Below are 26,070 nucleotides of genomic sequence, written 5' to 3'. Positions count from 1 at the left end.
GTGACGGCCCCCCTCAGAGCGGAACGCGCAACGCTGCGTCGATCAGCTCTGCCGCCTCGGCGGTCCCTCCTCCGCCGGTCTCGGTCAGATGGCGACGGACCGCGCGCAACCTGTCCCGCAGCCGCTGCGACTCCATCCCTCTGGCCGCCCTTGCCATTTCCAGCGCCGACTGCGCCGCCTCCTCGGCGTCCCCCTGACGCAGCTCGACGTGGCTCAGAATCGCCAGCCGGTGCACCCGCCCCCGGTCGTGCGCGGGCCGGTGCACGGCGGTCGCCGCCTGTTCGCGGGCGGCGCGCAGGTCCCCGATGCGTAAGAGCGCCTCGGCGACCTGCACGTTGACCAGACCCGGCTGGACGTAGTCCGTCTCGGCCGGCTCCTGGCGTGCGCTGATCCGCCCGGCGGCGGACTCGGCGCGACGGATGCAGGCGAGCGTGCCCGAGCGGTCGCCGAGGAAGGCGTACGCCTTGGCCTGCATCGCGTACAGATCGGCCGCCAGGGCGGGGCTGACGTCCTGGTCCGCGGCCCGCAGCGCGGCCTCCGCGAACGCCACCGCCTGGCGGTACTCCCTGAGGAACAGCGACTGGTTGACGAGCATGGCGATGACGTACGCGCCGAAGCCGCGGTCCCCGCTGGCCTTGGCCAGCCGCAGCGCCTGGTGGAAGTAGCGCTGCGAGAGGCCGAGTGCGTCCGAGTCGTACGCGCAGATGCCGGCGACCGCGACGAGGCCGCCGGTGGCCCGGTGCAGCCGGCGGCCGAGGTCGTCGCCGTACGACCCGCGCAGCAGCGGCGCCGCCTCGGAGTTGAGGAAGCGCACGACGCGGGCGCGGGTCGCCATGCCGCCGGCCTTGCGGTACATCTGCTCGTAGTGGGCGCGGGCGGCCTGGAGGGTGGTGACGTCGGCCTCGCTGACGTGCACCGGGCCCGTGCGGGAGACGTCCCCGTCCTCGGGCGGGTTCTCCCACTCCCACACCGGGATGACGGCGGGGGTGCCGGTGAGCGCGCGGGCGCCGACGACGTGCGGGTGCTGCTGCTCGTCGGAGCGCCACAGGGCGGTGGCGCGCTCGACGAAGCGGGCCAGCGGCGCGGCGGCCGAGGGGCCGCCCGCGGCGCCGAAGCCGATGTCGTCCAACGTGACGGGGCGGTCGAGCCGTTCGGCGAGCACCTCGCAGATCAGGTCGGGCACCTGGCCGCGTGGTCGCTGGCCCTTGAGCCAGCGGGCGACGGCGGTGTGCTCGTAGCGCAGCCGCAGGCCGCGGGCGGCGCCGGCCCGGTTGACGTGCGCGGCGAGCCCGGCGTGGGAGATCCCGGCTTCGTCGAGTGCCGCGTCGAGCAGGGTGTTGGGCTCCATGTGCCCTCCTGCGAGCAGGGTGTTCGCCAGCGTAACCGAGGGCCTTTCACACGGGGTGTGAAGTGCGCGCCCGCAGTCGTGGCGTGTGCGCCCTCCCGGTGGGCACGGGTGGCGAGTTGACTGTGCGGCATCGGGTCCGCTCGCTTCCCCGCAGCCTGGCGGCGGTTCCGTAGCCGCTCCGCCCGGTCGCGCCGGACCCGGCACCCGGCCGGCCGGGCGGACGGCAACCCCCACCGGCGCGGGCGCCGCGGACCGGACGGCGGTCCGGCCCGCGGACGTCCGTGACCGGTTCGGGGGCCGTTCGACCGGCCGGGCGCTCCGGGCTCCCCGGGCGCTCCGGGTCGCTCAGCCGACGACGCGCAGCCAGATCCCGGTGCAGTGCGGCAGGGCGGACACCTGTACCTGCTCCAGCCGGACCCGGGCGCCGCCGGGGCGGTCGAAGAGCCGGACGCCGTCGCCGAGGAACACCGGCGCGGTGAACACCAGCACCTCGTCCAGCAGACCCGCCTCGATGCACTGGCGGGCGACGTCGGCGCCGATGACGTTCACGTAGCCGTCGCCGGCAGCGGCCTTCGCCGCGGTGACGGCGGTGTCGAGGTCGCCGGCGAAGGTGACGCCGGGGACGGGCTCCGCCGGCGGGTGGTGGGTGAGCACGAACTGCTGCCCCTCCCAGCCGCCGCCGAACGCCTCGCCCTCGTGCTCCGTGCCGCGGTGCGGGTCGTCGCCGCGGAAGCTGCGGGCGCCCGAGAGGATCGAGCCGACCTGCGGGATCAGCCCGTCGACCGTGGGGTTGGCCCCGAGGTGGTCGGCGAGCCAGGACATGTCGCCGCCCGGTCCCGCGATGAAGCCGTCGAGCGACATGGTGGCCGAGTACAGCAGCTTCGCCATGGGGCCGCCTTTCCTTCCGTGGGTACAGACCGTCGAGTCTGACGGTGAGACCGGCGGCGGGCCCGGAAGTCATCGGTGCGCGTCGCGGCGGTCCGGCCGCGCCGTCATCCCGCCAGGACTCCGAGGGGGTCGTCGAGCACCGGCTGCCAGGCGAGTTCGGCCGCCCCGACCAGGCTGTTGTGGTCGAGCGTGCACTCCAGCACCGGCACTCCGCCGCTGCGCCCCCACAGGCTGCGGTCCGCCACCACCGCGCGCAGCCGCTCGGGCGCGGCGGCCAGCAGGACCTGGTGCAGGCCGCCGAGGATGATGCGGTCGGGGTTGAGGATGTTGACCAGGCCCGCGAGGCCGAGGCCGAGGCGGTCCACGACCAGCGCGACGGCGGCGGCTACGGCCGGGTCCGCGTACTCGTCGCGTACCAGCTCGCGGGCCTGCTGGAGCAGCGAGACCTCGGGTCCTGCCGCCCGGCCCGCGGCCGTGAGCAGCGCGAGGGGGTCGGTCTCGACGTCGAGGCAGCCGCGGCTGCCGCAGTGGCACGGCAGGCCCTCGTCGGGGTTGACGGTCAGGTGGCCGACCTCCAGAGCGAGTCCCGCGCTGCCGGTGTGCAGCCGCCCGTCGAGGACGAGCGCCCCGCCGACGCCGCGGTGGCCGGTGGCGACGCACAGCAGGTGCGCGGAGCCGCGGCCGGCGCCGTGGCGGTGCTCGGCCAGGGCGGCGAGGTTGACGTCGTTGCCGGTGAACGCCCGCGGGGCGGCGGCGAACTCGATGCCCGAGTCCCTCAGGCACTCGTGGAAGATCCTGCGTACGGGAGCGCCCGCGGGCCAGGCGAGGTGGAGCGGGTTGAGGGCCTCGCCGTCCGGCTCGGCGACCGCGGACGGCACCGCCAGACCCGCGCCCACGCACGGCCGCCCGGTGGCGCGCAGCAGCTTCGCGCCCTCCTCGACGACGGCCGCGAGTACGTGCGCGGGATCTTCCGGGACCGTACCGCAGCCGGGTGCGGTGGCGACGATGCGCCCGCCGAGGCCGACGAGCGCGGCCCGGAAGCCATCCGCGTGCACCTGCGCGGCGAGCACGACGGGACCCTGGGCGTTCACGGACAGGCCGTGCGAGGGCCGGCCCTGGTGTCCGGCGGCGGCGGGCCGGGAGTCGACGGTGATGAGGCCGAGCGCCTCCAGTTCCGCGGCGACGGCGCCCGCGGTGGCCCGGGTCACGCCCAGCTCGGCGGTGAGCACGGCGCGGGTGGGCGCCCGCCCGGTGTGGACGAGCTCCAGCGCGGGCCCCAGCGCGCCGCGGCCCCTCTCGGGTCGCGCGGGCCTTGTACGAGTCGGCGTCACCCTCCTATTCTGTCTTTGTGCCGACGCTAAACAAAATACGGGCGGCGCTCCCCCGGTCACTGCGCGGCACCCCCGTGCCCCGCGGCCCGGCCGGAGCACGGCTCGCCCGTCTCCGTACCGTCCTGACCGTCTTCTTCGCCCTCGACGGCTTCGTCTTCGCCGGCTGGGTGGTCCGCATCCCCGACATCAAGGACCAGACCGGCGCCTCGCCCAGCGCCCTGGGCCTGGCGCTGCTCGGCGTGTCCGCGGGCGGGGTGGCGACCATGGTGCTCACCGGCGGGCTCATCCGCCGCTACGGCGCCCACGCGGTCACCGTGGGCACGGCCGTCCTGCTCTCGGTCGGCGTGATGCTGCCGCCGCTGACCCGCTCGGCTCTCGCGCTCGGGCTGGTCCTGCTGGTCTTCGGCGCCGCGTTCGGCTCCATCAACGTCGCCATGAACAGCGCGGCGGTCGACCTGGTGGCCGCCCTGCGGCGGCCCGTGATGCCCAGCTTCCACGCGGCGTTCAGCCTGGGCGGGATGCTGGGCGCCGGGCTCGGCGCGCTCGTCGCCGGCCACCTCTCCCCCACCCGGCACCTGCTGCTCCTCGCGCTGCTCGGGCTGGCCGTCACCGCCTTCGCCGGACCCGCGCTCCTCGCCCTCCCGGCCGCGAAGCCGCCGCCCGCCCCGGCCCCGGCAGGGTCCGACACCGACGCCGACGCACCCGGCGTGCCCGGCGGAGAGCCGGGGGGCGGGCCGGCCGCGGCGGAGCCGACCGCCGGGCGCACCCGGCTCCTCGTCGCCGTGCTCGGGCTCGTCGCCCTGTGCACCGCCTACGGCGAAGGGGCCATGGCCGACTGGAGCGCGCTGCACCTCAAGGAGTCCCTGGACGCCGGCCCCGGCCTGGCCGCCGCCGGCTACTCCGTCTTCGCCCTCGCCATGACCGCCGGCCGGCTCTCCGGCACCGCGCTGCTGCTGCGGCTGGGCCAGAACCGGGCCCTGGTCGCCGGCGGCGCGACCGCCTGCGCCGGCATGCTGCTCGGCTCCTTCTCCCCGTCCGTCTGGGGCGCGCTGGTGGGGTTCGCCCTCACCGGCCTCGGCCTGGCCAACATATTCCCCATCGCCATCGGCCGCGCCGGCGAACTCGCCGGACCCCACGGCGTCGCCGTCGCGTCCACCCTCGGCTACGGCGGCATGCTCCTCGGCCCGCCGGCGATCGGCTTCCTGGCCGACTGGTTCTCGCTGCGCGCCGCGCTGAGCACGGTCGCGCTGCTCGCCGGGGCGGCGTCGGTCATCGCGTACGCCATGCAGGCAGGGCAGCAAGCGGCGGGCGCGCGCCGGAGGTGAGGGGGCGGCGGGGCCGGCGGGTCACCTGACGCCGACGGTGCGGGCGAGGACCGCCCGCTGCACCGGCAGCGCCTCGGCGTGCAGCGTGCGGCCCGCGTCGGTGACGCACACCTGCACGCCCCTGCGGTCCTCGGGGCACATGCCGCGGGTCACCAGCCCGTGCTTCTCCAGCCTGCCGACGAGGCGGGACAGCGCGCTCTGGCTGAGGTGCACCCGGTCCGCCAGCTCCTGGACCCGCAGGCTCGCCCTGTCGCCGGCGTCCGCCATGCCGAGCAGCACGTCCAGCACCTCGAAGTCACTGGCCCCGATGCCGTATCGATGCAGCTCGCGGTCCAACTCGCCCACAGCCCGCGCGTGCACCGCGCGGATCTCCCGCCACTGAGAAACGACCGCGCCCTCGGCGCTCCCCGTTGCCATGGCATGGCACCGTACCAGCCCGTGAGCGGGATGTGACGGCCGGTGTGCAACGGATTGAACACGGGGTCGCGCGGATATCCTTCGTTGCATGAGGGGGCTGGATATGACAGGGCCGCGGACGCAGAGCCAACGGGACGCCGTGACCGTCGAGATCGTGTACGCGGCGGTCACGGGGGCGCTTCTGGCGGGGGCGGTGTTCCTCGCCGTCGCCGCGCCCGCGCTGTTCTTCGACGCGGTGCGCGGCGACGCAAGGGTGGGGGTTCTCACGGCCGCGAAGGCGGCGGGGGCTACGGCGTTCGTGATCCGCGTCGGGCTCGTTCTCCGTCGCTGGTGACCTGCCGCCTGACCAGCAGCCTGGCCAGGGGCCAGAGCAGGATCAGCGCGATGACGGCGTAGACGGTGACGGCGAACGGGGTGTTCACCAGGCCGCTCAGGGCGCCGTCGCTGAGTTGCAGCGCCCGGCGCATCTGCTGCTCGGCCGCCGGGCCGAGGATGACGCCGACGATCGCGGGCAGCACCGGCAGCCCGTAGCGCCGCATGCCGAGCCCGATCAGGCCGATCACCAGCAGGATGACCAGGTCGACCGCCTCGCCGCTGACGGCGTACGCGCCGACCGCCGCGAAGAACAGGATGCCCGCGTACAGGTACGGCCGGGGGATGCGCAGCAGCTTCGCCCACACCGGCGCCAGCGGCAGGTTGATGAGCAGCAGCAGGAACATCCCGACGAACAGCGACGCGATCAGACCCCACACCAGGTCCGGTTCGCGGTCGAAGAGCAGCGGGCCCGGCTGGATGCCGTACTGCTGGAACGCGGCCAGCATCACGGCGGCCGTCGCGGTCGTCGGCAGGCCGAGCGTGAGCATCGACACCAGCGTGCCGGCCGCGGACGCGGACGCCGCCGACTCCGGCCCGGCGACGCCTTCGATGGCGCCCTTGCCGAACTCGTCCGGGTGCTTCGACAGCCGCTTCTCCGTCACGTACGACAGGAACGTGGGGATCTCCGCGCCGCCCGCCGGGATCGCCCCGAACGGGAAGCCGATCGCCGGTCCCCGCAGCCACGGCTTCCAGGTGCGCCGCACATCGGCCCGCGCCAGCCACGGCCGGCCGACGGGGATGGGGCCCTGGGTGCCCGAGCGCAGCCGGGCGGCCACCCACAGCGCCTCGCCGACCGCGAAGAGGCCGACCGCGACGATGATGACGTCGATGCCGTCGGCGAGTTGCAGGGAGCCGAACGTCAGCCGCTCCTGGCCGGTCATCTGGTCGAGGCCGACCAGGCCGATCGTCAGCCCGACCAGCAGGGAGGCGAAGCCGCGGATGCGGGAGCGGCCCAGCACGGAGGTCACCGCGATGAACGCGAGGACCATGAGGGCGAAGTAGTCCGGCGCGCCGATGTCGACGGCCAGGTCGGCGATCACCGGCGCCAGCGCGACCAGCAGGACGGTGCCGATCATGCCGCCGGCGAAGTGCCCGATGGCCGCGGCGGCCAGGGCCTGCGGGCCGCGGCCCGCCTTGGCCATCGGGTTGCCCTCGATGGCGGCGACCACCGCGGCGCTCTCGCCCGGTGTGTTGAGCAGGATCGAGGTGGTGGAGCCGCCGAACATGCCGCCGTAGTAGATGCCGGCGAACATGATGAGCGCCGCGGTGGGCTCCAGCCCGTACGTCACGGGGAGCAGCAGCGCGACGGCCATCGCGGGGCCGATACCGGGCAGCACGCCGATGGCGGTGCCGAGGAGGACGCCGACGGCGGCCCAGAGGAGGTGGGCGGGCGTCAGCGCGGTGCCGAAGCCGTCGACGAGGGAGGTGAGGGAGTCCATCTCACAGCACCTCCATGAGGGGCCCGCCGGGCAGCGGGACACCCAGCAGGTTGTTGAAGACGAGGTACGTGGTCACCGACAGCACGGCCGCCACGAGCGGGTCGGTGCCGAACGCGCGGCTGCCCAGCGCGTAGGCCGCGCCCCAGAACAGCAGGGCTCCGGCGACGGGGAAGCCGACCTCGCCGATGAGGAAGGCGGTGGCGAGGAAGACCCCGGCGAGCAGCAGCACGGTGCGCCACTCGGAGGGCGCGTCGAGGTCGACGTCCTCGCCGCCCTCGGCCTCACCCTTGCCGCCGCGCAGCACGTCCACGGCGAGGAGGGCGGCGACGACGAGGAGGGCGGTCCCGACGACGGTGGGGACGGCCTCGGGTCCGACGGGGCCGCGCTGGGCGTAGTCGGTGTCCATGGTCAGGGCGTCGGTCAGGACCACCACGCCGAGGGCCAGCAGCAGGACGCAGACGCCGAGTTCGGACCTGCCGCGCAACGCGGCGAGTGGCCCGCCGGCGGCCCCGTCCGGGGCGTCCCTGTCGTCCGGCGGCCCTCCGGGCATCCGGGTGCCGTCCGTGGTCGGCTCGTTCGTCACAGGCCCAGCTCCTTCAGCACCGAGACCACGCGCCGGTCCTGCGCGTCGAGGTAGTCGCCGAACTTCTCGCCGGTGAGGAAGGCGTCGGTCCAGCCGTTCTTCTTCAGCGACTGCCGCCACTCGGCGGTGTCGTGCAGCTTCTCGAAGAGGTGGATGAGGTTCTTGCGTTCGGTGTCGGACAGCCCCGGCGGGGCGACGAAGCCGCGCCAGTTGGTGAACGCCACGTCGATGCCCGTCTCGCGCAGCGTCGGCGCGTCGATGCCCGGGTGCCGCCGGCCACCGGTGACGGCGAGCACCCGCAGGTCGCCCGCCTCGATCTGGTCGAGGTACTCGCCGACGCCGGAGACGCCGAAGGCGACCTTGCCGCCGAGGATCGACGCGAGCAGTTCGCCGCCGCCGTCGTACGGCACGTAGTTGACCTCCTTCGGCACGATCCCGGCGGCCCGGGCCATCAGCATCGGCGCCAGATGGTCCGGACCGCCGGGAGACGAGCCGCCGCCGACCGGGGTCTTGCCCGGGGCGGCCTTCCAGTCGGCCAGCAGGTCCTCGAACGTCCGGTACGGGGAGTCGGCGGGGACCACGACGATGTCGGGCTCCTCGGTGACCCGCGCGAGGGGGGTGGTGTCGGCGAGCGTGTGGCCGGTCGTGTTGGTACGGACCGCGCCGCTGACCCCGAGCCCCATGGACATCGCGAGCTTGCCGTTGCCGTGCTCGTTGACCAGCCGGGACAGGCCCACGGTGCCGCCGGCCCCGGGGAGGTTGAAGACCTCGACGTTGCTGCCGAGATCGGCGTCCTCGATGTTCCTGGCGACGGTCCGGGCGGTGATGTCGTAGCCGCCCCCCGGGGTGTTGGGCACCATCAGCTCCAGGCCGGGGATCCTGCTGCCGTCCGCCGCGCCGTCCCCCTCCGTGAGGAGGGGCGGGCCGAGGAGCACCAGGAGCGCCGCCGCCGCGAGCGCGAACGGGGTGCGTAGAGTGGCCGGCAGACGCACGGTTCGGGTCACCGCCTCTTCGTCGAGGAGCCGGCTCCGCGGAGCCGTGGATGATCACTGGGGTCCGGATGTCGCCACATGCTCCCGCCGCGACCGCCGCGTGTCGCGCTTGTGAACGCAAGGAAACTTCTGGTCGTTCTGGTCCCGGCGCGGGCCGCTCCGGGGCGCTAGCCTGACCGCCGTGATCCGGGTACTGGTGGTCGACGACGACTTCATGGTGGCCAGGCTGCACAGCCGCTACGTCGCGGCGACCGACGGCTTCGAGGTGGCAGGCGTCGCGCACAGCGGCGCCGAGGCGCTGCGCGCCGTGGCGCGGCTGCGCCCCGACTTGGTGCTGCTCGACGTCTACCTGCCGGACATGGACGGCATCGGGGTGCTGCGGCGGCTGCGCGCGGGGGAACACGCGGACACCGACGTACTCGTGATCACCGCGTCGCGGGACGCCGAAACCATCCGCGGCGCGCTGCACGGCGGCGCGCTGCACTACGTCATCAAGCCGTTCAGCCAGGCCGCGCTGCAGGAGCAGTTGCGCCACTTCGCCGCCACCCGGGCCCGGCTCGACGCGCTCGACGAGGCCGACGGCGTCCAGCAGGCCCACGTCGACCGGCTGTTCAGCGCCCGCCCCACCGTCTCGGGGGCGCTGCCCAAGGGGCTCAACGCGCGCACCGCCGAGCTGGTGGAGCGGGTGCTGCGCGCGCACCCCGACGGGCTGTCGGCCAGCGAGTGCGCGGAGGCGGCGGCGATCTCCCGGGTCGCCGCCCGGCGCTATCTGGAGTTTTTCGCCGACTCCGGCCGCGCCGAGCTGTCGCTGAAGTACGGCGGCACGGGACGGCCCGAGCACCGCTACCGCTGGTCCGCCTGAGGCGTACGCGGACGGCCGCGCGCCGGCGCGGGAGCACCCGCGCGCGGCCCGTACCCTCGCGGACGCGCCCGTACGCGACCCGCACGCGCAGCCCGTACGTCACCCCTGCGGGTGCTTGCCGGGGTGCCGGGGCGACGGCGGGGGTAGTGCTGCCCCGGGCGCTGGACGCGAACGAACCCGGGGAGGGGCGGATGCCGCCTAAGCAGCCGTTCGAACTGCCGACCTTCTACCTGCCGTGGCCCGCGCGGCTCAACCCGCACGTCGAGCAGGCGCGGATGCACTCGCGGGCCTGGGCGCGCGGGATGGGGATGCTGGAGGGCTCGGGGGTCTGGAACACCGCGGACCTCGACGCGCACGACTACGCGCTGCTGTGCGCGTACACCCACCCCGACTGCTCGGCCGACGTGCTGTCGCTGGTGACCGACTGGTACGTGTGGGTGTTCTTCTTCGACGACCACTTCGTGGAGGCGTTCAAGCGCGATCGCGACCGGGCCGGCGCCAAGGCTCACCTCGACCGGCTGCCGGCGTTCATGCCGCTGGAGACGACCGGGACGGGCGGCGCGGACGTGCCGGAGCCGCGCAACCCGGTCGAGGCGGGGCTCGCGGACCTGTGGGCGCGCACCGTGCCCGCGATGTCGGCGGGGTGGCGGCGGCGGTTCGCGCAGAGCACGGTCAACCTCCTCGACGAGTCGCTGTGGGAGCTGGCCAACATCGACGAGGGGCGGGTGGCCAACCCCGTCGAGTACGTCGAGATGCGGCGCAAGGTCGGCGGGGCGCCGTGGTCCGCGGGGCTGGTGGAGTACGCCGCCGCGGCGGAGGTGCCCGACCGGGTGGCCGCGTCCCGGCCGCTGCTGGTGCTGCGCGACACCTTCGCCGACGCCGTGCACCTGCGCAACGACCTCTTCTCGTACCAGCGCGAGGTCGAGGACGAGGGTGAGCTGAGCAACGGCGTGCTGGTGATGGAGACGTTCCTCGGCTGCGGCACGCAGGAGGCCGCCGAGCGCGTCAACGACCTGCTGACCTCCCGGATGCAGCAGTTCGAGCACACGGCGCTCACCGAGGTGCCCGTGCTCGGCGCGGAGGAGGGGCTGACGCCCGCGGAGGGCGCGCGGGTGGCGGCGTACGCGAAGGGGCTGCAGGACTGGCAGTCGGGCGGGCACGAGTGGCACCTGCGCTCCAGCCGCTACATGAACGAGGGCGCCGTGGCCGCCTCGCCGTACGCGCCCGGCGGACCCGGCGCCGCGGACGTGAGCCTGCGCGGGCTGCTGACCGCGACCGGGGCGACGCGGCTGCGCTCGTACGCGCACGTGCCGCACCGGCGGACCGGCCCGTCGATCGTGCCGGAGCTGCCCATGCCGTACCGTCTCCGGCTCTCGCACCACCTCGACGCGGCCCGGGCCCGGACGCTCGACTGGGTCCGCCGGATGGGCATCCTGGCCCCGCAGCCGGGCGTGCCGGGCTCGTACGTGTGGGACGCCCGCCGGTACCGGGGCTACGACCTTCCGCTCTGCGCCGCGGGGCTGCACCCGGACGCCGACGAGGAGGAACTGGACCTGGCGTCGCAGTGGCTGGCCTGGGGCACGTACGGGGACGACTACTACCCTGCCGTCTTCGGCCGGTCCCGCGACCTGGCCGGCGCGCGGGCCTCGAACGACCGGCTGAAGCAGTGCATGCCGACGGCCGGCGGCACCGCCCCGCCGCCCCCGGCGAACGCGCTGGAGCGCGGCCTTGCCGACCTGTGGCGGCGGACTGCCGGGCCGATGCCACTGGAGCGGCGGGCGCACTTCCGGGCGGCCGTGGACGTGATGCTCGACGCCTGGCTGTGGGAGCTGTCCAACCTGGCCCAGAACCGCGTTCCCGACCCGGTCGACTACATCGAGATGCGCCGGGCGACGTTCGGCGCGGACCTGACGATGTACCTGTGCCGGCTGCGCCGCGGACCCGGGGTGCCGGCCGAGGTGTACGAGAGCGGGCCGGTGCGCGCGCTGGAGAAGACCGCCGTCGACTACGCCTGCCTGCTCAACGACCTGTTCTCCTACCAGAAGGAGATCGAGTACGACGGCGACCTCCACAACGGCGTTCTGGTGGTGCAGCACTTCTTCGGCGTCGGCTATCCGGCGGCGGTGCGGATCGTGCACGACCTCACGGTGGGGCGGATGCGGCAGTTCGAGCACGTCCTCGAAGCCGGGCTGCCGGTGCTGTACGAGGACCTCGGGGCGCCGGAGGAGACGCGCGCGGCGGTCGAGACCTACGTGCGCGACCTGCAGAACTGGATGGCCGGGATCCGCAACTGGCACCTGCACGTGCGGCGGTACGGCGCCGCCGAGCTGGCGGAGGACGCGGGCGGCCCCGGGCTGCCGGGCGGGGCGCCGGCGGGGCTCGGCACGGCGGCGGCACGGCCGGCGGCGTGGGCCGGGGGGTGAGTGCCCGGGGCGGCGGGCAGGCGCGGGGACCCGGGGCACGGGGCCGGGTCCCCTGTCACGGCTCCCGGGTCAGCCGAGCCAGCCGGGGCGTACCAGCCCCGACTCGTAGGCCTGCACCACCAGTTGCGCCCGGTCCCGTACGCCGAGTTTGACCATGGTCCGGCTGACGTGCGTCTTGGCGGTCAGCGGGCTGACCACCAGCCTGCGGGCGATCTCCTCGTTGGACAGGCCCATGCCCACCAGCGCCATGACCTCCCGCTCCCGGTCGGTCAGCTCGTCCAGCGCCGCGGCCGCCGCGGGCTGCTTGGAGCGGGCGGCGAACTCGGAGATCAGCCGGCGGGTGACGCCCGGGGACAGCAGTGCGTCGCCCTCGACCACCGCCCGTACCGCGCGCACCAGTTCCTCCGGCTCGGTGTCCTTGACCAGGAAGCCGGAGGCGCCGGAGCGGATCGCCTCGAAGACGTACTCGTCCAGCTCGAAGGTGGTGAGCATGACGACCTTCACGTCCGCCAGGTCCGGGTCGCCGGTGATCCGGCGGGTGGCCTCCAGGCCGTCGAGGACCGGCATGCGGATGTCCATGAGGACGACGTCAGGGCGCTGTTCGCGGACGAGGGCCACGGCCTGCTCGCCGTCGGCCGCCTCGCCGCACACCGCCACGTCTTCCTGGGCGTCGAGGAGGGCGCCGAAGCCGGCCCGTACGAGCACCTGGTCGTCGGCGAGCATCACGCGGATCACTTGCGCTCCTCGGGGGTGTCGCGGGCGGGGGTGTCGCGGGAAGGGGTCGCGCGGCCGGCGTTCACGGTATCCGCCGGGAGCGGGAGGCGGGCCCGTACCCGGAAGCCGCCGTCGGGGCGGGTGGCGGCGTCGACGGTGCCGCCGAGCGCGGAGGCGCGCTCGCGCATGCCGACCAGGCCGTTGCCGCCGCCGGTGAGGCCGCTCGCGGTGGCGGGGCCGTCGTCGTCGACCTGCAGCTCCAGCAGGGCCGGGGCGTAGCGGACCAGGACCCGGGCGGTGCGCGAGCCGGAGTGGCGGACGACGTTGGTCAGGGCCTCCTGGACGATGCGGAACGCGGCGAGTTCCGTGCCCGGCGGCAGCGGGGCGCGAGCCCCCTCGACGCTGACGTCCACGGTGAGGCCGGCCGCGGCGGCCTGCTCCTTCAGCTCGCCGAGCCGGTCGAGGCCGGGGGCGGGCGAGCGCGGGGCGCCACCGGGGGTGCGCAGCGCGTCGAGCACCTGGCGGACCTCGCCGAGCGCTTCCTTGCTGGCGGACTTGATGGTGGTCAGCGCCTCGCGGGCCTTCTCGGGCTGCTGGTCGAGGAGCGCGAGGCCGACGCCTGCCTGGATGTTGATGACGGAGATGCTGTGCGCCAGCACGTCGTGCAGCTCGCGCGCGATGCGCAGCCGCTCCTCGTCGGCGCGGCGGCGCCTGGCCTGCTCGCGCTCGGCCCTCACCGCCGCCCACTGCTCGCGGCGCGTACGCATCAACTCGCCGCCCGCGACCACCGCCAGCACCCAGGCGACGACGAACAGCACCTGGCCCCAGTGGCCGCCGCCGTCGTCGCCGGGCGGCAGCCAGCGGTAGAGAAGGGAGGTGTACGCGACGTGGCCGGCGAAGAGAAGTGCGAGCGCCCCCCAGACGGCGTGCCGCTCCCCCACCGAGATCGCCGCGAAGCAGGCGACGGCCGCGCTGAGGAAGACCGGCCCGTACGGGAAGCCGGCGGCCAGATAGCCGAGGCAGACGGCGACGGTGCCGAAGGCCGCGGTGCGGGGGTAACGGTGCCGCAGCAGGAGGAGGACGGCGGCGGCCAGGAGGAAGCCGAGGGCGCCGGGGAAGGGGTCGACGCGGTCGGTGGACTGGGCGGCGCCGCGGGTGCCGGCGATCATGAAGAGGGTCAGGAAGAGGGTGGAGCGCCAGGGCAGGCGGTCGCGGCCGGAGAGCCGGCCGAGTATGCCGGGCAGCGGGCGGGCGGCCGGGTCGTCGGGACCGTCGGCGCCGCCGCCGGGGGCGTGGGGCCCGCCGGCCGGGGGCCCCGGCCACCACCGGCCGCCGGCCCCGTCGTCCCGCCCCCACCAGGGGGGTCCTCCGCGTCGCATGGCTGAAACGCTAACCGGCGGCGGCGGCTTCGGGCGTCAGCCGTACGCGGACATCCGCCGTACTCCCGGTGGAGTACCTGCTCAGCGGGGTACGGCCGGCGGTTGTGCCGGTGCCGGGGGCTGCGTGGGGGCCGGCAGGCGGGCGGGGGCTTACGCAGCGGGGGTGCGCAGGCCGACGCCGCGGCCCAGGTCCGCCGCGGCCCGGTCGAAGAACTGCTCGCGGGCGTGGACGACCTCGTGGAACTGGCCGAACACCTCGAAGCCGACGAGGCCGAAGAGCTGGGACCAGGCGGCGACCAGCCGCGCCATCGCCGCCGGGTGCAGCCGCACGCCCAGGCGGCGCACCAGCTGCTCGGCGTCGCGGAGCACGTCGGCGGACTCGACGGTCGCGGGGGCGAGCAGCCCGGCGTCGGCGGCTTCCGCGGCGACGCCGATCAGGGCGCGGGCGACGCGGGAGGCGGGGTCGGTGGTGGCTTCGGGGGCGGCGTAGCCGGGGACGGGGGAGCCGTAGATGAGGGCGTACTCGTGCGGGTGGGCCAGCGCCCAGCGGCGTACGGCGTGGCAGGCGGCGGTCCAGCGGACGACGGGATCGGCGGCGGGCGCGGCGGCGACGGCGCGCTCCGCGGCGGCGCCCACGGCGTCGTAGGCGTCGATGATCAGTGCGGTGAGGAGGTCGTCGCGGCTGGGGTAGTAGCGGTAGAGCGCGGAGGAGACCATGCCCAGCTCGCGGGCGACGGCGCGCAGGGAGAGGCGGGCGGCGCCGGCGTCGGCGAGCTGGCGTCTGGCCTCGGCCTTGATGCTCTCGGCGATCTCGCCGCGGGCGCGCTCCCTGGCTCCGGTGACCCTCGTCATGGGGGCAGTCTGCCATCGGGAGAGCAGTGCACACCATCGAGAGCAGTGCACAAAAACGAGAGCACTGCTCTTGCTTTGCAGCGCCGCTCCGAGGCACACTTCTCTTAGGCGAGAGCACTGCTCTCGGTTCGGATCAGCGCTCACACCGGGAGGTCACGATGACCACGCACACGCACCCCTACTACCTCAAGGCCGGCCCCCTGGCCTCGCGCTTCAACAAGGCGGTGGGCTGGCTCGCGCGCCACGGCATGAGCTTCATGGGCACCGCGGAGCTGTCCGTACGCGGCCGCAAGTCCGGCAGGATGCTGCGCCTGCCCGTCAACCCCCACCACCACGACGGCGAGCAGTACCTCGTCTCCGCCCGCGGCCACTCCCAGTGGGTCCGGAACATGCGCGCGGCCGGCGGCGGCGAGCTGCGCGTCGGGCGCAAGGTGCGCCCCTTCACCGTCGAGGAGGTGCCGCCCGACACCGCCGTGCCCGTGTTGCGCAGCTACCTGGAGCGCTGGGGCTGGGAGGTCGACCAGTACTTCCAGGGCGTCACGGCCGCCTCCTCCGACGAGGAACTACGCGCCGCCGCCCCCGACCACCCGGTCTTCCGCCTCACCGAGACCCGCTGAGCGCGCCCTTCCGGTCCAGCAGCGACAGCATCCGGTGCGCCGCCGGGTGGGTGCGGACGATCTCGCCGAGCGTCGTCGACCCCTGCGTGACCTTCGCGAACATGTGCCACGCCGGCCGGAACCCGGTCAGCACCGCGTGGAACACCGCCGGGTGCCGCTCGAAGGCCGCCAGCATCCGCCGCCCCACGGCCATCTCCACGCCGAGGCCGGCCTTGACGGCGAACGCGTAGTTGAGCGCCTGGCGCCGCGCGTCCACCGCGTCCTGCGCCTCCGCGATGCGCACCGCCCACTCCCCCGCGAGCCGGCCGGAGCGCAGCGCGTACGAGATGCCCTCCCGGGTCCACGGCTCCAGCAGCCCGGCGGCGTCGCCGCAGACCACGACCCGCCCGCGGGACAGCGGCGAGTTGTGCGCGCGGCAGCGGGTCAGGTGCCCCGACGACAGGCTCGGCTCGAAGCCGGCCAGGCCTAGCCGGGCGGTGAACTCCTCCAGATAGCGCTTGGTCGCCGCGCCGTCGCCGCGGGCGGAGATCACGCCGACCGTCAGGGTGTCGCCCTTGGGGAAGACCCACCCGTAACTCCCGGGCAGCGGGCCCCAGTCGATGAGCACCCGGCCGCGCCAGTCGTCGGCGACCTCCGGCGGCACCGGGATCTCCGCCTCCAGGCCCAGGTCCACCTGCTCCAGCTCCACCCCGACGTGGCTGCTGGTCCGCCCCGCGCTGCCGTCCGCGCCGACCACGGAGCGGGCCAGCACCTTCTCCCCGCCCGCCAGGTGGACGGCCACCGTGCGCCGGTCCGGCACGTCGGGCCCGTGCTGCTCGACGCGGGCGACCGTCACGCCGGTGCGCAGCCGCGCCCCCGCGCGCTGCGCCGCCTCGGCCAGCCGGGCGTCAAGCTCCGCGCGGTTGACGAGCCCGAAAAGCGTGCGGCGGGAGCGGCGCGTACGGCCGAGCCGGCCGCGCATGGTGAACGTCACGGCGTTGACGCGGTCGCGCAGCGGCAGTTCGACGCCCTCCGGGAGCGCCTCGCGGGACAGCCCGATGATGCCGCCGCCGCAGGTCTTGTAGCGGGGCAGTTCGGAACGCTCCAGGAGCAGCACGCGGCGGCCCTGGCCGGCGGCCGCGTACGCCGCGGAGGCTCCGGCGGGGCCCGCGCCGATCACGACGACGTCCCAGACGGCCGGCTCCCCGCCGGCCTCGTCACCGGGACCGGGGCCGTGCCGCTCCCCGGGCGCCGGACCCGGTGTCCCGTCCGGCGCCGCGTCCCGCCCCTCGCCCGGCGACCGGCCGTCCGCCGCTTCGCCCGCTTCGTTGCCCGCCTCGTTCTCGCTGGTCACGTTGGCTCTCTGCTCCTGTTTCCGGCCACCCCCACACAGGGGCGCCCACCTGCCGCATCCTAGAACGACGCACCGCTGTGCGATGATCGTCACCGCTCGCCCCGACCCGGGGACCCGACACCGCAGGACACAACGCAGTTCGCCCGAGGAGCGTTCCCATGGACACCGATCGGCTCGCCGGCACCGTCGCCGGACTGCTGCCGCGCGCCCGTACCGAACTGGCCGAGCTGGTCTCCTTCCGCTCGGTCGCGCTCGTCGATCCGGAGCGCTTCCCGGCGACCGAGTCCGACGCCGCCGCACGCTGGGTCGCGGACTCGCTGACCGCCGAGGGCTTCACGGACGTGCAGTTGCTCGACACCCCGGACGGCACCCGTTCGGTGTACGGATACCTGCCCGGACCGGCGGGCGCCCCCACGGTGCTGCTCTACGCCCACTACGACGTACAGCCGCCGCTCGACGAATCGGCGTGGCTCAGCCCGCCGTTCGAGCTGACCGAGCGCGACGGCCGGTGGTACGGGCGCGGCGCCGCGGACTGCAAGGGCGGCGTCCTCATGCACCTGACCGCGCTGCGCGCGCTGCGCGAGAACGGCGGCGTGCCGGTCTCGGTCAAGGTCATCGTGGAGGGCTCGGAGGAACAGGGCACCGGCGGTCTGCAGCAGTACGCCGTGCAGCACCCGGAGTTGCTGGCGGCCGACACGATCGTCATCGGCGACGTCGGCAACTTCCGCGTGGGGCTGCCGACGGTCACGGCGACGCTGCGCGGCATGACGATGCTGCGCGTGCAGGTGGACGCGCTGGCGGGGAACCTGCACTCGGGCCAGTTCGGCGGCGCCGCCCCCGACGCCCTCGCCGCGCTCATCCGGATCCTCGACTCGCTGCGCGCACCCGACGGCTCGACCACGGTCGACGGCCTCGCACCCGGCTCCCGGTGGGACGGCCTGGCCTACCCGGAGGAGAGCTTCCGCGGCGACGCCAAGGTGCTCGACGGCGTGGAGCTCATCGGCTCGGGAAGCGTCGCGGACCGCATCTGGGCGAGCCCCGCGGTGACGGTCATCGGCATGGACGTCCCGTCGGTGGCCGAGGCCACGCCTTCGGTGCAGGCCACCGCGGCGGCGCTGGTGAGCCTGCGGCTGCCGCCGGGCCACGACGCGACCGAGGCGACGGAGCGGCTGACCGCGCACTTCGAGGCGCACGCGCCCTGGGGCGTACGGGTGACCACCGAGCCGTACGGCTCGGGCGAGCCGTTCCGCGCCGACGTCACCAGCCCGGCGTACCGCGCGATGGCCGAGGCGATGCGCGCGGCGTACCCGGGCGAGGAGATGCAGGTGGCCGGGCAGGGCGGCACGATCCCGCTGTGCAACACCCTGGCCGAGCTGTACCCCCGGGCGGAGATCCTGCTGATCGGGCTCTCCGAGCCGGAGGCGCAGATCCACGCGGTGAACGAGAGCGTGTCGCCGGAGGAGCTGGAGCGGCTGTCGTTCGCCGAGGCGCTGTTCCTGCACGGGTACGCGGCCGGGCGCGCGGGCTGACGCCGGGGCCGGCTCCGGGCGGAGCCCGCCGGGGACCGGCCGTCAGGCGACGTCGCTGAGCCGGGCGAAGACGACGACGTTGCCCTCGTAGCCGGGGTCGTTCCCCTCGCGGTAGCGGCCGCCGCAGGTGAGCACGCGCAGTTCGGCGCGGTCGGAGTCGCCGTAGACGCGCCGGCTGGGGAAGTCGTCGGCGTCGAAGACCTCGACGGCGTACACGGTGAACTCCGCCGTGCGGCCGTCCTTCCTGTCCACCCTGACGACCTCGCCGCGCTTCAGGCCGCCGAGGCGGTAGAAGACGGCGGGCCCGGCCGCGTCGTCGACGTGCCCGGTGACGACGGCGGTGCCCGCGGCGCCGGGGGTGGGAGCGTCCCGGTACCAGCCGGCGAGGTCGCGCACGCCGGGCGGCGGCGCCGCGAGCCAGCCGTCGCGGTCGAGTCCCACCTCGGTCAGCGGCGCGTCGACGCCGATGGCGGGGATACGGATCGCGGCGGGCGGCGAGGTGGGCAGCGGCGGGTGGGCGGGCGGGCCGTCGTCGGTGAGTGCGCTCTGCCCGGAGGGCTGCGGCGGACCGAAGCCCCCGGTGAGGGCGGTGTGGATCATGCCGATGCCGAGGAGCATCACGCAGATCACGACGCCCGCGGCGAACTTGTTGCGCAGCGCACGGGCCACGCTCCCGCCGCCCTCGCCCGCCCCGCCGGGGTCCGGGGGTGGACCGCCGGGCGCGGTGCCGTTCGGGGTGGCCCCGTACCCGGTCGTGTCGTGGGGCGGCGTGCCGTGGGGGGTCATGCCGTAGGGCATCGTGGCGTAGGGGTCGGCGGTGCGTTGCTCGTGCATGGTGCGGACCGTTTCTGCGCAGGGAACCGCGCGGGGAGCCGGGTGGGGAGTCGGGTGCGGCCTGCGCGTGCCGCCCCGCGGCCGGGAGGCCGCGGGGCGGCACGCGCGATGCGGACCGGTGCCTGCGCCGCGGGGTCAGTCGCGGCCGGGCGCCTCCCGGCGCCGCAGGAGCAGCGCCCCGCCGAACGCACCGGCGGCCGTGAGCCCGGCGCCGCCGGAGAGCATCGCGACGCTCTCCTCCTGCGAGCCGCCCAGCCCACCGCGGGCCGGCCGGGTGGGCTTCACCGGCTCGGCGGGCCGGACCGGCTGCGCGGCCTCCTTGCCCTCCTTGCCCTCCTTGCCCGGCTGCGCCGGCCGGGCGGACTGGCCCGGCGCGGCCTCCTTGCCGGGCTCCTTCCCCGGCCGGGAGGTGGCTGCGACCGCCGACCCGTCGCCGCCGGCGGCGGCGATGGTCAGCGGCGCGGTGCCGGACTCGTTGCCGCATGTGAACGTCACGTCGAACACGGCGCCCGGCTTGGCGTCCAGGTCGACCTTCACCTGCGCGCTCTGGGTGCCGCCGCCGGTGCCGAGGGTCGTCTTGTCGAAGACCGCCGACGAGGCCGTGGCTTCCTGCCGGCACTCCGTCACGGTCAGGTCGACCGTGCCGCCCGGCTTGACGGTCTTGGGAGTGACGCTGAAACCGAAGGAGGTGATGTTGCTGTCGTTGTCCTGCGCCGTCGCCACCGTGGCCGTGAGGCCGGCGGCGAGGGCGCCGACCGCCGCGGCGGCCAGCACCGTGGTTATGATCCGCATCGCTCGTTAGCTCCTGAAGTGGGGGGACGCGACGACGTGGGCCGCCGCTAGCAGAGACGCTAAGCAGGCGAAGGCATTGACACACACTCAAAAAGTGCTGAATGGGGCAATAGCAGGGCCAATAGGGTTGCCTACGCCCCGTCCGGGACCGGCGCGCCGCCCTCCAGGTAGACCGCCGCCCCCCGCCGCCGGGCCCGCAGCGCCCAGCGCAGCCGGCTGTACCGCACCGACGGCAGCAGGACGCCCGCCTCGTCCTCCGTGACGAACCGCCAGGCCCGCAGCTCGGGCCCCGGCAGCAGGACGCCGGCCGCCTCCGCGGGGCCCAGCCGGCCGCCGTCGTAGAGCAGCCGCAGCCCGCCGTACTCGGGCGGCCGGGGCGGCTCCCAGTCCACCACCAGCAGCCGGGGCGCCCGCCGCAGGGTCAGCCCCAGCTCCTCCGCCACCTCCCGGACACCGCCGCGCGCCGGCGCCTCGCCGGCCTCGACGACGCCGCCGGGGAACTCCCAGCCCGGCTTGTACGTAGGGTCGACCAGGAGCACCCGGTCCTCCTCGTCGAAGAGCAGCACGCCGGCGGCGAGCGTCTCGCCGGTGGGCTCGGAGTTCTGCACGATGTCGCAGTGGCCGGCCCCGGCGCGCAGGCAGGAGGCGATCTCCTCGGCGGCCTCGCGGGGGGTCTGACCCGCGGCGTCGACGAGGTGGGCGTCGCCGGCGAGCCAGGGCGGGAAGGGCTCGGCATGCAGGATCGTTTCGTCTAGCGAGACCAGCACATGCCGCACGTCGAAGCCGCGAGAGGCCAGCCGCCCGAAGATCTCGTCGCGGTGCTCCTGGCGCCACAGCGCCGCCGGCACCACCAGCGGACCGTCCGCCTCCGCGAGCAGCGCCGCCGCCGTCTCCACCACCAGCCGCCGCCACGACGGCAGCTCCCGCTCGTCCCCGACCTCGTCCAGGCGCTTCTGCGGCAGCAGCGCGCGCAGTTGCCCGCCCGTCAGCTCCGGGTCGTAGAGGATGCTCCCCGGGGTCAGCTCCACCAGTTCGTGCGCGACGCGGCGCAGACCCGTATCCCATGCGCCGTTCAGCCAGACGATCACATGTTCCCCCTCTCAGCCGCCCCCAGAGAGTTGCCCGCTACCTGCTCCCGGGGAAACTCCGTGCGAAGAGTTTGGCCGCCGGGCTTCTCTGAACTACCCGCGCGGCCGGTCGGCTAGTGCTGGTGGCCGAGAAGGTTCCCCGCGTCGCGACGGCCCGCACGGCGCCTCGACGCGCGTTCTCGGACCACCGAGGACGGAAGTGACGGGGAAGGCTTAATCGGATGTGCGTGCGGCGCGGGGTTGTTAGGTTTGCCGTGTGCCGAAGCTGAATCAGATCATCGCGGTCGAGAAGGGCGTCAAGTCCAAGGCCCTCCAGGAGCTCACCCAGGTTCACCAGGACGTGCAGAAGCCCGCCCTGCTGGCCGGTATCTCCCGGACCTACCAGCCCAAGGACGAGGAGGGCGAGCAACTGCCGCCCGAGTCCACGCGGGTGCAGATCAAGGCCGAGGACGCGCTGCGGTCGACCGCCGGGACGCTGACGCGGCTCTTCGACGTGACCGCGACGAAGGACTGGGCGAACCGGTCCGCGGTCGCCGACGTGGTGGTCGACGGTACGGTGCTGTTGCCCCAGGTGCCGGTCCCCTATCTGTTGTTCCTGGAGAAGCAACTCACCGACCTGCACACCTTCGTGCGCAAGCTGCCGGTGCTCGACGCCTCCGAGTCGTGGAACCTCGACCCGTCGACGGACGCGTGGAAGACGGACCCGGTGCGGACCATCCGCACGAAGAAGGTTCCGCGCAACCACGTGAAGGCCGAGGCCACGGAGCAGCACCCGGCGCAGGTCGAGGTGTACTACGAGGATGTTCCGGTCGGTTACTGGACCACGGTGAAGTTCTCCGGCGCCCTGCCCGCCCGGCGGGTCAACGAGCTCCTCGACCGCGTCGAGAAGCTCCAGCAGTCCGTCAAGTTCGCCCGCGAGGAGGCGAACAACACCGAGGTCACCGACCAGCGGATCGGCGACACGGTGTTCGGCTACCTCTTCGGGTAGCCCCCGCACACGCCCTCCGCCGCGAGCGGAGGGTGCGCGATGAGCGCAAGCTGAAACTGATGTCGAAGCTGATGGAGGGGTGTCAGTTGGGGGTTCGAATCCCTCTCCCCGCACCACGTGCGGGGGTGGCCCAAGCCTGGCAGAGGCGGCCCCGTGAAACTCAGGTTCTCGCTCCAGTCTCAGTATTCGCCGCCGAACACCGGATCGACCGAGCGTGGGCGAACATCGACGGATGGGGGTTCAAGTCCCTCCGGCGCCTCTCTCGCGGCGCTGTAGTTCAAAGGCAGAACACGTCGATCTCAACATGACCCGCGGTTCTTCAACGCCGCCGGTGTGCGCAAATGGGTGGCAATCTGGAGCCCGGGGGCTGGACATGCTCCCGGGCTCCGTCGCGTGCGGTCCAATCGGGCCGTACGGGGTCCGGCAAGGGACCGTTCGGCCCCTCCAAGACACTCCGCCCGCCGGGCAGGCTGGCGCTCACCTGCTCGCTTCGCGCGGGCCGGACCGGCGGCCCGGTCCGGAGGTCAGAAGGGCTGGCCGAAGGCTCCCCCCGGGCCGCCGTCGTCTTGTTCCCGGCGGGCCGCCGCCCGCCTCCCCGCCCCTCACCCCTTGGTGGAGCCGAGCGTCAGCCCGGCGATGAAGTGACGCTGCAGCAGCAGGAAGACGATGATCGTCGGCAGCGCGACCAGCACGGAGCCCGCGGCGAGCAGGTTGTAGTCGGTGAAGAACTGCCCGCGCAGGTTGTTGAGCGCCGAGGTGATCGGGAGCTTGTCGCCGTCGGAGATGAAGACGAGCGCCCACAGGAAGTCGTTGTACATCCAGGTGAACTGCAGCGTCCCCAGCGCCGCCAGCGCCGGGCGGCACAGGGGCAGCGTGATCCGCCAGTACTGGGTCCACACCCCGGCGCCGTCGACGACCGCGGCCTCCAGGATCTCGGTGGGCAGCGCGCGCATGAAGTTCGCCAGCACGAACACGCAGAAGCCGAGCTGGAAGCCGACGTTGACGGAGATGACGGCCCAGTACGAGTCGTACATCGTCATCGACTCGGACATCCAGTACGGCAGCTCGATGCGGTTGAACATCACGTACAGCGGCGTGACGATGACCTGCTGCGGCAGCAGGTTGCCCGCGGTGAAGAGGATGAGCAGGAAGAGCCCGCCGCGGATGCGGAGCCGTGCCAGCACGAAGGCGGCGAACGACGCCAGGAAGAGCACGATCAGCACGCCGGGCACCGCGATGATGAGCGAGTTGACGAAGTACTTGCTCATCTCCGAGTCGGAGAACGCCTGCCGGTAGTAGTCGAAGGACAGCTTGCGGGGGAAGGAGAAATAGCCGTGCTCGGCGGTCTCCTCGTAGGGGCGCAGCGAGGCGTACACGGCGAGCAGCAGCGGGGCCAGGAAGGCCAGCGAGACCCCGCCGAGGAAGATGTGCACGCCGAACCGGCCGCGGCGCGGCCGGCGCCCGGCCGGCGGGTCCGGCGTCTTGGCCGGCGCCGCGGCGGCCGGCCGCGGCCCGGCGGCGGTGGGGACGTCGGCGCTCATCGGCGCTCCTCCCCGCGCATCTCCTGAACCAGGTACGTCACGATGAACCCCAGGGAGACGGTGAGCAGCACCACGGCGATGGCGGAGCCGAAGCCGATGCGGCTGGCCTCCCCGATGATGTTGTCGGTGACGAGCACGGAGAGCAGCTCCAGGCCGTTTCTGCCCTTGTTGATGGCGTAGACGATGTCGAAGGCGCGGAGCGCCTCGATGACGGTGATGACGAGGACGACGACGTTGACCGGCCGCATCGTGGGGAAGACCACGCGCAGGAAGGTCTGCCGCTCGTTCGCGCCGTCGATCGCGGCGGCCTCCTTCAGTTCGGGGGCCACGGCCTTGAGTCCGGCCAGATAGAGGATCATCACGTAGCCGGTGTGCCGCCAGCCGGCGGCCAGCAGGACCATCCAGATGTTGAGGTCGCGGTCGCCGAGCCAGTCGGTGGGGTTGTTCTCGTTGCCCAGGATGGCGTTGAGCGCGCCCTGGTCGCGGGAGAAGACCAGTTGGGCGATGAAGCCGACGACGGCGAGGGAGAGCACCACCGGCAGGTAGATCGTGGACTGGTAGAAGCGCGAGAAGCGCACGCCGCGGTCGATGACGACCGCGAGCAGCAGCCCGAAGGGCGTGGCCACCAGCCCGAGGAACGCGATCCACAGCAGGTTGTTGCGGACCGCGGGCCAGAACGGCGGGTAGTCCCCGCCGGCGAGCGTGTCGTAGTTGTCGCCGCCGACCCAGCTCAGGTCGGACAGGCCGTCCCAGGAGGAGAAGGAGAGGGTGATGGAGGCGACGGTCGGCCCCCAGATGATGAACAGGTCCAGCAGGATGGCGAAGCCCAGCAGCACGCCGATGACGGCGAGGTCGCGCGCGGTGAACCGCCGCCGACCCCGCCGTCGGGTGCGCCGCGCGTGGGTGACGAGCGGCACGGCGGCTTACTCCTGGCCTTCGGCGAAGATGGTCTTCTTCTGGCCCTCGATGCCCTTGAGCAGGCCGTCGATGTCGTCGGGGTCGTCGATGAAGTCCTGCAGCGCCTTGATCATGACCGTCGAGGCGAAGTCGGGGCGCGTGTCCCGGTCGAGGAACTGGGATATCTGTTTGGCGTTCGAGACGAGCTCCGCCGCCTTCTTCTGCAGCGTCGAGTAGGAGGACGTGTCGGCGCCGGAGTGCACGGCGACGTTGTTGGGGTCGGACTTCAGGTACGCGTCCTCGGCGGCCGGGGTGGCGAGGAACTTCAGCAGTTCCTGCGCACCTTCCTCGTTCTTGACCTTGGACGACATCAGGAAGCCGTCGATGGGCGCCTCGACCGCGTCCTGCCCGTGCTCGGGGGATATCTCCGGGAACGGGAAGAAGTCGAGGTCCTCGCGGTCGGCCTCGGAGAACTGCTGGCCGGGGTGCGGCAGTCCGAGCACCGCCATGCCGGTCTTCTTCTGCGCCAGCGACTGCGCGGCCTCCTGCCAGGTGCGGCCGTTGGCGCCCTCGTCGTGGTACGGCATGAGGCCGCGCCACAGGTCGAAGACCTCGTGCACCCGCGGGTCGGTCCAGGACTCCTCGCCGGCCATCAGCGACTTGTGGAAGTCGTAGCCGTTGGCGCGCATGTTGAGGTAGTCGAACGTGCCCATGGCGGGCCAGCCGTCCTTGTCGCCGAAGGCGAACGGGACCAGGCCGTCCTTCTGCATCTGCCTGGCCAGGGCGGTGTACTGGTCGAAGGTCGTCGGTATCTCGTAACCGCCCTGGTCGAAGACGCTCTTCCGGTAGAAGACGGCCCAGGGGTAGTAGTAGAACGGCACGAAGTACTGCTTGCCGTCGGCGCCGGTGGACTGGTCCTTGAGCGCGGCGGAGAAGCCGTCGAAGCCCTTCCACAGGTCGCCGATCTCGCTGAGCAGCCCACGCTCGGCGAAGAACTGCATGCGGTAGCCAGCGAACCACATGAACACGTCGTCGGGCCGGCCCTGCAGGTAGCGGTTGATGTTCTCCTGGAACGTGTTGTGGTCGACGGTGTTGACCTCGACCGTCTTCTTCGACTTCTTCTCGAAGAGGTCGAACACGTCCTGGAACGCCTTGCGGGGCACCTCGTCGGAGGCGTTGGACCCCAGGGTCACTGTCTTGCCGTCGCCGCCCGGGCCGCTTCCGCAGGCGGCGAGCAGCGTCGGGAGGGTGACGGCACCGGCGCCGAGAGCGGCTCCCCGCAGCAGACTCCGGCGCGTCATCGGTGGTGCGGTGGTGGGGCGGCCTGCAGTCCTGCTCGCAGAAGATGAGGCGCTCATCGCTCCCCTTCCGATGGAGTGTTAACCAAACACAACCGAACGAAGATTGTGGGATCACACCTCCACCCAGGGGCACTGTCAAGGGTTTTGACCGACTCTCGGCCAACTGTTATCGCATCTCTTCCGACAGACTCGAACAAGCTCTACCGTAAACGCTCGTGTGAC

The 26,070-nt window shown here is 73.6% G+C and carries 24 protein-coding genes; 7 read left to right on the top strand and 17 right to left on the bottom strand.

Translation table 11 applies throughout. The annotated features are described in order from the left end of the window. Positions 1 to 13 precede the first annotated feature (13 nt). The 3 genes from O7599_RS35435 to O7599_RS35425 all read right to left on the bottom strand — a co-directional run bounded on the left by O7599_RS35435 (position 14) and on the right by O7599_RS35425 (position 3,567). Positions 14 to 1,348, bottom strand: a complete 1,335-nt coding sequence (locus O7599_RS35435) for a transcriptional regulator (RefSeq protein ID WP_281619702.1) — start codon at positions 1,346 to 1,348, stop codon at positions 14 to 16. Between the two features lie 345 nt (positions 1,349 to 1,693). Continuing rightward, positions 1,694 to 2,236 carry a dihydrofolate reductase family protein gene (locus O7599_RS35430; RefSeq protein WP_281619701.1) on the bottom strand — a complete coding sequence of 181 codons (543 nt, stop codon included), beginning with the start codon at positions 2,234 to 2,236 and terminating at the stop codon, positions 1,694 to 1,696. 104 nt (positions 2,237 to 2,340) lie between these two features. Beyond that, positions 2,341 to 3,567 carry an ROK family protein gene (locus O7599_RS35425; RefSeq protein ID WP_281619700.1) on the bottom strand — a complete coding sequence of 409 codons (1,227 nt, stop codon included), beginning with the start codon at positions 3,565 to 3,567 and terminating at the stop codon, positions 2,341 to 2,343. 74 nt (positions 3,568 to 3,641) lie between these two features. Between O7599_RS35425 and O7599_RS35420 the strand changes: the two genes are divergently transcribed. Continuing rightward, positions 3,642 to 4,892 (top strand): MFS transporter, encoded by a 1,251-nt coding sequence (locus O7599_RS35420; RefSeq protein ID WP_281623650.1) that lies wholly within the window; start codon positions 3,642 to 3,644, stop codon positions 4,890 to 4,892. Positions 4,893 to 4,913: 21 nt separating this feature from the next. Here O7599_RS35420 and O7599_RS35415 read toward each other — a convergent pair whose 3' ends face one another. Next, positions 4,914 to 5,309 (bottom strand): MarR family transcriptional regulator, encoded by a 396-nt coding sequence (locus O7599_RS35415; protein WP_281619699.1) that lies wholly within the window; start codon positions 5,307 to 5,309, stop codon positions 4,914 to 4,916. 88 nt (positions 5,310 to 5,397) lie between these two features. On the opposite strand from O7599_RS35415, the gene O7599_RS35410 reads away from it, so the two are divergent. Next, the gene (locus O7599_RS35410) at positions 5,398 to 5,643 is read left to right on the top strand and encodes a DUF6332 family protein (RefSeq protein ID WP_281619698.1); all 246 of its coding nucleotides are present in this window, start codon (positions 5,398 to 5,400) and stop codon (positions 5,641 to 5,643) included. Here the strand turns inward: O7599_RS35410 and O7599_RS35405 are convergent. The 3 genes from O7599_RS35405 to O7599_RS35395 are packed head-to-tail and all read right to left on the bottom strand — an operon-like array spanning position 5,597 to position 8,698. Beyond that, a complete protein-coding gene (locus O7599_RS35405) occupies positions 5,597 to 7,123 on the bottom strand; it encodes a tripartite tricarboxylate transporter permease (protein WP_281619697.1) in 1,527 nt (508 codons plus the stop codon). The two genes, O7599_RS35410 and O7599_RS35405, sit on opposite strands and share 47 nt — an antisense overlap. A 1-nt stretch (position 7,124) precedes the next feature. Further along, positions 7,125 to 7,673, bottom strand: coding sequence for a tripartite tricarboxylate transporter TctB family protein (locus tag O7599_RS35400; protein WP_348652641.1), 549 nt, complete (start codon positions 7,671 to 7,673; stop codon positions 7,125 to 7,127). Between the two features lie 29 nt (positions 7,674 to 7,702). Further along, positions 7,703 to 8,698, bottom strand: coding sequence for a tripartite tricarboxylate transporter substrate binding protein (locus O7599_RS35395; protein WP_281623649.1), 996 nt, complete (start codon positions 8,696 to 8,698; stop codon positions 7,703 to 7,705). A gap of 181 nt (positions 8,699 to 8,879) precedes the next feature. Here O7599_RS35395 and O7599_RS35390 point away from each other — a divergent pair, with 181 nt between their 5' ends. Both O7599_RS35390 and O7599_RS35385 read left to right on the top strand, forming a co-directional pair. Next, positions 8,880 to 9,560 carry a response regulator gene (locus O7599_RS35390; protein ID WP_281619695.1) on the top strand — a complete coding sequence of 227 codons (681 nt, stop codon included), beginning with the start codon at positions 8,880 to 8,882 and terminating at the stop codon, positions 9,558 to 9,560. A 191-nt stretch (positions 9,561 to 9,751) separates the two neighbouring features. Then, the gene (locus O7599_RS35385) at positions 9,752 to 11,983 is read left to right on the top strand and encodes a germacradienol/geosmin synthase (RefSeq protein ID WP_281619694.1); all 2,232 of its coding nucleotides are present in this window, start codon (positions 9,752 to 9,754) and stop codon (positions 11,981 to 11,983) included. A gap of 69 nt (positions 11,984 to 12,052) precedes the next feature. Here the strand turns inward: O7599_RS35385 and O7599_RS35380 are convergent, their stop codons facing one another. From O7599_RS35380 to O7599_RS35370, 3 genes are all read right to left on the bottom strand, one after another. Further along, positions 12,053 to 12,718 carry a response regulator transcription factor gene (locus O7599_RS35380; RefSeq protein ID WP_281619693.1) on the bottom strand — a complete coding sequence of 222 codons (666 nt, stop codon included), beginning with the start codon at positions 12,716 to 12,718 and terminating at the stop codon, positions 12,053 to 12,055. Beyond that, positions 12,715 to 14,076: a sensor histidine kinase gene (locus O7599_RS35375; protein WP_281619692.1), complete on the bottom strand. Its 1,362-nt coding sequence runs from the start codon at positions 14,074 to 14,076 to the stop codon at positions 12,715 to 12,717. Before O7599_RS35375 ends, O7599_RS35380 begins: the two co-directional genes overlap by 4 nt. A 150-nt stretch (positions 14,077 to 14,226) precedes the next feature. Further along, positions 14,227 to 14,928 (bottom strand): TetR/AcrR family transcriptional regulator, encoded by a 702-nt coding sequence (locus O7599_RS35370; RefSeq protein ID WP_281619691.1) that lies wholly within the window; start codon positions 14,926 to 14,928, stop codon positions 14,227 to 14,229. A 158-nt stretch (positions 14,929 to 15,086) separates the two neighbouring features. Between O7599_RS35370 and O7599_RS35365 the strand changes: the two genes are divergently transcribed. After that, positions 15,087 to 15,545 carry a nitroreductase family deazaflavin-dependent oxidoreductase gene (locus O7599_RS35365; protein ID WP_281619690.1) on the top strand — a complete coding sequence of 153 codons (459 nt, stop codon included), beginning with the start codon at positions 15,087 to 15,089 and terminating at the stop codon, positions 15,543 to 15,545. Here the strand turns inward: O7599_RS35365 and O7599_RS35360 are convergent. Further along, positions 15,529 to 16,704 carry a geranylgeranyl reductase family protein gene (locus O7599_RS35360; RefSeq protein WP_281623648.1) on the bottom strand — a complete coding sequence of 392 codons (1,176 nt, stop codon included), beginning with the start codon at positions 16,702 to 16,704 and terminating at the stop codon, positions 15,529 to 15,531. The two genes, O7599_RS35365 and O7599_RS35360, sit on opposite strands and share 17 nt — an antisense overlap. Positions 16,705 to 17,036: 332 nt before the next feature. Here O7599_RS35360 and O7599_RS35355 point away from each other — a divergent pair, with 332 nt between their 5' ends. After that, positions 17,037 to 18,407, top strand: coding sequence for a dipeptidase (locus O7599_RS35355; protein ID WP_281619689.1), 1,371 nt, complete (start codon positions 17,037 to 17,039; stop codon positions 18,405 to 18,407). Between the two features lie 42 nt (positions 18,408 to 18,449). Here O7599_RS35355 and O7599_RS35350 read toward each other — a convergent pair whose 3' ends face one another. The 3 genes from O7599_RS35350 to O7599_RS35340 all read right to left on the bottom strand — a co-directional run bounded on the left by O7599_RS35350 (position 18,450) and on the right by O7599_RS35340 (position 21,121). After that, positions 18,450 to 19,241: a class F sortase gene (locus O7599_RS35350; protein WP_281619688.1), complete on the bottom strand. Its 792-nt coding sequence runs from the start codon at positions 19,239 to 19,241 to the stop codon at positions 18,450 to 18,452. Positions 19,242 to 19,376: 135 nt separating this feature from the next. Further along, positions 19,377 to 20,033 (bottom strand): hypothetical protein, encoded by a 657-nt coding sequence (locus O7599_RS35345; protein WP_281619687.1) that lies wholly within the window; start codon positions 20,031 to 20,033, stop codon positions 19,377 to 19,379. Positions 20,034 to 20,164: 131 nt separating this feature from the next. Then, positions 20,165 to 21,121 (bottom strand): NUDIX hydrolase, encoded by a 957-nt coding sequence (locus tag O7599_RS35340; protein WP_281619686.1) that lies wholly within the window; start codon positions 21,119 to 21,121, stop codon positions 20,165 to 20,167. Positions 21,122 to 21,377: 256 nt separating this feature from the next. Between O7599_RS35340 and O7599_RS35335 the strand changes: the two genes are divergently transcribed. Next, positions 21,378 to 22,109, top strand: a complete 732-nt coding sequence (locus O7599_RS35335) for a hypothetical protein (protein WP_281619685.1) — start codon at positions 21,378 to 21,380, stop codon at positions 22,107 to 22,109. Positions 22,110 to 22,711: 602 nt separating this feature from the next. Here O7599_RS35335 and O7599_RS35330 read toward each other — a convergent pair. Genes O7599_RS35330 through O7599_RS35320 form a run of 3 tightly spaced genes read right to left on the bottom strand, consistent with a single transcriptional unit; the run spans position 22,712 to position 25,848 of the window. Continuing rightward, positions 22,712 to 23,650 (bottom strand): carbohydrate ABC transporter permease, encoded by a 939-nt coding sequence (locus O7599_RS35330; RefSeq protein ID WP_281619684.1) that lies wholly within the window; start codon positions 23,648 to 23,650, stop codon positions 22,712 to 22,714. Continuing rightward, the gene (locus O7599_RS35325; RefSeq protein ID WP_281619683.1) at positions 23,647 to 24,567 is read right to left on the bottom strand and encodes a sugar ABC transporter permease; all 921 of its coding nucleotides are present in this window, start codon (positions 24,565 to 24,567) and stop codon (positions 23,647 to 23,649) included. The genes O7599_RS35330 and O7599_RS35325 overlap by 4 nt, the downstream gene beginning before the upstream one ends. Before the next feature lie 6 nt (positions 24,568 to 24,573). Continuing rightward, entirely contained in the window at positions 24,574 to 25,848 is a 1,275-nt protein-coding gene (locus tag O7599_RS35320) for an ABC transporter substrate-binding protein (RefSeq protein WP_281619682.1), read from the bottom strand. Positions 25,849 to 26,070: the final 222 nt, after the last annotated feature.

It is taken from the genome of Streptomyces sp. WMMC500 (assembly GCF_027497195.1).
Classification (GTDB): Bacteria; Actinomycetota; Actinomycetes; order Streptomycetales; family Streptomycetaceae; genus Streptomyces.
The sequence above is the reverse complement of the archived record's forward strand: the minus strand, read 5'-3'. Positions and strand labels throughout refer to the sequence as shown.